5 protein-coding genes are annotated in these 5,078 nt (G+C 69.3%); all 5 read left to right on the plus strand.

The features are described from left to right. Positions 1-148 precede the first annotated feature (148 nt). Positions 149-1,255: a glycerate kinase gene (locus K338_RS0119290; protein ID WP_022919774.1), complete on the plus strand. Its 1,107-nt coding sequence runs from the start codon at positions 149-151 to the stop codon at positions 1,253-1,255. A 108-nt stretch (positions 1,256-1,363) separates the two neighbouring features. Continuing rightward, positions 1,364-1,723, plus strand: coding sequence for an iron-sulfur cluster insertion protein ErpA (gene erpA / locus K338_RS0119295; RefSeq protein ID WP_022919775.1), 360 nt, complete (start codon positions 1,364-1,366; stop codon positions 1,721-1,723). Positions 1,724-1,827: 104 nt separating this feature from the next. After that, complete coding sequence (locus tag K338_RS24135; RefSeq protein ID WP_022919776.1) at positions 1,828-2,814, plus strand: FKBP-type peptidyl-prolyl cis-trans isomerase; 987 nt, start codon at positions 1,828-1,830, stop codon at positions 2,812-2,814. Positions 2,815-2,987: 173 nt separating this feature from the next. Further along, positions 2,988-3,872: an aa3-type cytochrome oxidase subunit II gene (gene ctaC / locus K338_RS24140; RefSeq protein ID WP_040654491.1), complete on the plus strand. Its 885-nt coding sequence runs from the start codon at positions 2,988-2,990 to the stop codon at positions 3,870-3,872. Next, positions 3,872-5,078 (plus strand): cytochrome c oxidase subunit I (locus K338_RS0119310; RefSeq protein ID WP_022919778.1); only part of this gene is annotated, 1,207 nt, incomplete at its 3' end. The genes ctaC and K338_RS0119310, both read left to right, overlap by 1 nt.

A 5,078-nucleotide genomic window follows, 5' to 3' on the forward strand; every position in this document is an offset into this window, starting at 1 on the left:
TGGAAACTTACAACACTGTCCGTGGCCACAGCGCACTCGGTGGACTACCTCCCACCAGCCGCCTGTAACCAACCTCCTGGCCGGGTACAGCTAGGGCGCACTCCTGGTATGACGACCCGAGGGTGGGGGAGTGCGGGAGGATAGAGGGATGCACGTGCTGATCGCCCCCGACTCCGTGGCCCCGATGCTCTCGGCGTCCGACAGTGCGGCCGTCCTCGCCGAGCCCTGGCAGGACCGCGGGCACACCGTCCGCCAGGTGCCGATGGGCACTGGGAGCACCGGTCTGGTCGAAGCTGTCGCCGCCGCCCGCGGTGGCCACGTGCACCCGGTGCGCGCCACGGGCCCGGAGGCAGTCGCGGAGATGCTGCTGGTGGAGGGCTCCGCCTATGTCGAGGCCGGGCCGTTGCTGACCCGGGTGCCGGAGGTGGCCGAGGACGGTTTGTTGGGCAGCACCGCGCCGTTGGCGGCGGTGCTGCTGGCTGCGAGCGCCACCGGGGCCCAGCGGGTGGTGGTAGGTCTGGGTGGCACACCGGTGCACGACGGCGGTCGCGGCCTGCTCCACGCCCTCGCCGAGCACGTGGGCTGCAGCGTCGAGCCCAGCCCGGAGAACCTCACCGCGATGCGGGCGGTGCTCGCACCGGTCACCGTGGACGTGGCTGCCGGCACAGAGCTGCCGTTGCTCGGGCTGCACGGCGCTGGTGCGGAGCTGGCCCGCTACCCGGGACTGGACGCCACCATCGCCCAACGAGCGGAGAACGTGGTCGGTGGGCAGGTGGCCGAGTGGGAGCGGGTCGCGCAGCAGACGAGCCGGCGCAGCCTGCTCGCCGACGACAGCGCACCGCGGCTGGGTCGGGCACCGCACTCTGGCGCCGGTGGCGGTGCGGCCTTCGCCCTCGCGCTGCTGGGCGCCCGGCTGCTGCCTGGACCGGAGCTGGTCGCAGCAGAGGTGGGCCTGCCCGCCGCTGTGGCCGAGGCCGACCTGGTCGTCACCGCAGCACCGGCCCTGGACGGTGCGGCGCTGCACGACGGGATCCCGGCCGTCGTCGGACGGGCCGCGATGGAGGTGGGCGTCCCGGTGGTGGCTGTGGGCTGGGAGGTGCACACCTCCCGGCGCGACGGCGCCCGGGTGGGGATCTCCGCCAGCTACCCCGTGATCGACCCGAGGATGCCCGGGACGGGGCCTGCGCCGTCCACCGATCCGCTGACTGCGCTGCAGGCACGCGCGGAACGAATCGTGAAGACCTGGGCACAGTGACGTACGCTGGTGGTAGTCGGGTCCGCTCGACCGGCGGCCAGCCGCCGGGCACGACGAGACCTGACGAAGAGACCGGTCCGCCGGTGTGAACGAGCCTCGGAGATTCAGATGTCGCAGACCACCGCCCCCACTGAGGAGCTCAGCCACGAAGTCGCCCTGACCGATGTTGCCGCCGGGAAGGTCAAGGCCCTGCTGGAGCAGGAGGGCCGCGACGACCTGCGCCTGCGGGTCGCCGTGCAACCGGGCGGCTGTTCCGGCCTGATCTACCAGCTGTACTTCGACGAACGCATGCTCGACGGCGACGCGGTGCGCGAGTTCGAGGGAGTCGAGGTGATCGTGGACAAGATGAGCGTCCCCTACCTGGCCGGCGCCACCATCGACTTCGCCGACACCATCGAGAAGCAGGGCTTCACCATCGACAACCCGAACGCGGGCGGCTCGTGCGCCTGCGGCGACTCCTTCAGCTGAGCCGCCGACCGGCGCCTGAGCAAGCAGCACCAGCGGCCGCGTCGCTCCCCGCTGAGCGGCGCGGCCGTGGTGTGTCCGACCCAGTGACGAGACGAGAGAGCTCCGTGATCCGAACCCGACTGGCCGGCCCCGTGCTGGCTGCCCTCACCTGCGCGGCTCTGGTCGCCGGCTGCAGCTCCGACGACGTGGACAGCGAGCCAAGACCCGATACCAGCGGTGGGAACCAGGAGACCACCGACGGCACCAGCCAGGAGGGTGGTACCGGTACGGAACCGGGAACGCAGCTGCCGCAGACCACCGGCGACTTCGGGGACGCGCCACAGTTCACGTTCCCCGACTCCGGACCACCCGCGGACCTGCAGGTGGAGGTGCTCAGCGAGGGCGACGGGCCGATGGTGCAGCCCGGGGCCGCTGTGCTCGCCGACTATGCCGGCATCGTCTGGGGCGGCGAGGAGACGTTCGACGACTCCTACAGCCGGGGTGCGCCGTCCCTGTTCTCTCTCAGCGGCGTGGTGCAGGGCTGGACCGACGGAATCCCGGCCCACCCGGTCGGCTCCCGGCTGCTGATCTCCATCCCGCCGGAGCTGGGCTACGGCCCCAGCGGCGGTCAGCCCAGCGCCGGTATCGGACCGGAGGACACGATCGTGTTCGTCATCGACCTGGTGGAGGCGTACAACCCGGACCAGGCCGGCGAGGCGGACGCCACGGTGACCACCGAGGCCGCCGAGCTGCCGGTGCAGGTGCACGGGGAGGTCGGCGAACCGGCGACGGTGACCGTACCGGACGGTGCCACCGAACCCACCGAGGTGGAGGTGATCACGATCGCTGAGGGCAGCGGTGAGGTGGTCGCTGCCGGGCAGTCCGTGGCCGCCGCCTATGCGATGACCTCGTGGGACGGTGCGGAGCAGGACGTCAGCTGGCCCGGTGACGGGCAGGAGGGCACCGGTCCGTACGCCGGACCGGTGGGCCAGGGGTACATCGTGGACGCCACGGTCGACGTCCCGGTGGGATCCCGGGTGCTGGTGCTGCTCCCCGCCAACGACACCCAGCCGGCGACAGCGTGGCTGCTGGACATCCTCGGTGCAGCGTGAGGCGTGCCGCGTCGGACCGACCCGGGTGTTCGGGTGCGTCCTGGCCGCTGGCAGCCTCGGTTAGGGCTAAGGTAGAGGCGACCGGTACACCGGTGCGCGCGCGTGCGGTAGGGCCCGCGAGCACATCGGTACCGGAGCCCCAGTTGGTTGAGACGTTGGAAGGCTTGAAGATCGTGCCATCGCCCTCTCCCCGGACCACGAGGCGCCGCACTGCGGGCCTCGGCGCGCTCGGACTCCTCGCCGCGCTCGTGCTCAGCGGCTGCTCGACCGAGCAGGTGGCCCGTGGGTGGATGCCCTCCGACCCCAACGTCACCGACCACACCGAGGGGATTCTGAACCTGTGGACCGGCTCCTGGATCGCCGCACTGTGCATCGGTGTGCTGGTGTGGGGCCTGATCATCTGGTGCGTGATCGTCTACCGCAAGCGCAAGGACGACCACCGGCTGCCTGTCCAGCTGCGCTACCACCTGCCGTTGGAGCTGCTGTACACGTTCATCCCGATCGTGATGGTGGGCACGCTGTTCTACCACACGGCGGTGCTGCAGGAACAGATCACCAACCCGGAGGGTGAACCCGACCTGCACGTCACCGTCTACGGACGGCAGTGGAGCTGGGACTTCGTCTACACCGATGACGACGTGTGGGACGCGGGCGAGCCGGCCGAGCTGGACGGGACGATGGCGCCTGCCGCCGACCTCCCCACGCTCTACCTGCCGGTGGACCAGACGGTGGAGATCGAGCTGCGCAGCCGCGACGTGGCCCACTCCTTCTGGGTGCCTGCCTTCCTGTACAAGGAGGACGTGCTGCCCGGAGTGGTGAACGAGTTCACCATCACCCCCGGTGAAGAGGGCGTGTACCTCGGTAAGTGCGCCGAGCTGTGCGGTGAGCACCACGGGTACATGTTGTTCAACGTGGCGGTGGTGTCCGCCGAGGAGTACGAGCAGCACATCGCTGACCTCGAGGCCGCCGGCCAGACCGGTGAGCTCGGCCCTGAGCTGGACCGGGACAACGCCGCTGACCTCGAGGACCCGACTGCTGTCGAGGGAGCTGACAACTGATGGCTATCCAGGAAGACGCCACGCCGGAGACCACGGCTGAGCAGTCCACCATCCCGGGCCTGCGGGACGAGCGCCGGTCGCTGGGCAAGACCGTCGTCTCGTGGATCACCACCACCGATCACAAGACGATCGGCTACCTGTACCTGATCACGTCCTTCGTGTTCTTCTGCATCGGTGGCCTGATGGCGATCCTGATCCGGGCGGAGCTGTTCGAGCCCGGCGTGCAGATCGTGGCCAGCTCCGAGCAGTACAACCAGCTGTTCACGATGCACGGCACGATCATGCTGCTGCTGTTCGCCACCCCGCTGTTCGTCGGGTTCGGCAACGTGATGGTGCCGCTGCAGATCGGGGCACCGGACGTGGCCTTCCCGCGGCTGAACATGTTCGCCTACTGGCTGTTCCTGTTCGGCGGGCTGATGACGGTGGCCGGGTTCCTCACCCCGCGCGGTGCGGCCAGCTTCGGCTGGACCGGGTATGCCCCACTGGCGGACGCGACCTACAGCGCCGGACTGGGCGGGGACCTGTGGGTGATGGGCCTGATCATGACCGGGTTCGGCACCATCTTCGGGTCGGTCAACTTCATCACCACCATCCTGTGCATGCGCATGCCGGGGATGACGATGTTCCGGATGCCGATCTTCACCTGGAACATCTTGCTCACCTCGGTGCTGGCCCTGATGGCGTTCCCGGTGCTGGCCTCGGCCCTGTTCGGACTGGCCGCGGACCGGATCCTCGGCTCCCAGGTGTTCGCCCCCGACAACGGCGGAGTGATGCTCTGGCAGCACCTGTTCTGGTTCTTCGGCCACCCCGAGGTGTACATCATCGCGCTGCCGTTCTTCGGCATCATCACCGAGATCTTGCCGGTGTTCTCCCGCAAGCCGGTGTTCGGCTACCTGGGGCTGGTGATCGCCACCATCTCCATCGCCGGGCTGTCCACCACGGTGTGGGCGCACCACATGTACTCCACCGGCCAGGTGCTGCTGCCGTTCTTCTCGGTGATGACGATGCTGATCGCGGTGCCGACCGGGGTGAAGTTCTTCAACTGGGTGGGCACCATGTGGCGCGGGAAGCTCACCTTCCAGTCGCCGATGCTGTGGTCCATCGGCTTCCTGGTCACGTTCCTGTTCGGCGGGTTGACCGGCGTGATCCTGGCCAGTCCGCCGCTGGACTTCCACGTGACCGACACGTACTTCGTGGTGGCCCACT

Origin of the sequence: Ruania albidiflava DSM 18029 (assembly GCF_000421225.1) — a bacterium.
GTDB classification, from domain to species: Bacteria; Actinomycetota; Actinomycetes; order Actinomycetales; family Beutenbergiaceae; genus Ruania; species Ruania albidiflava.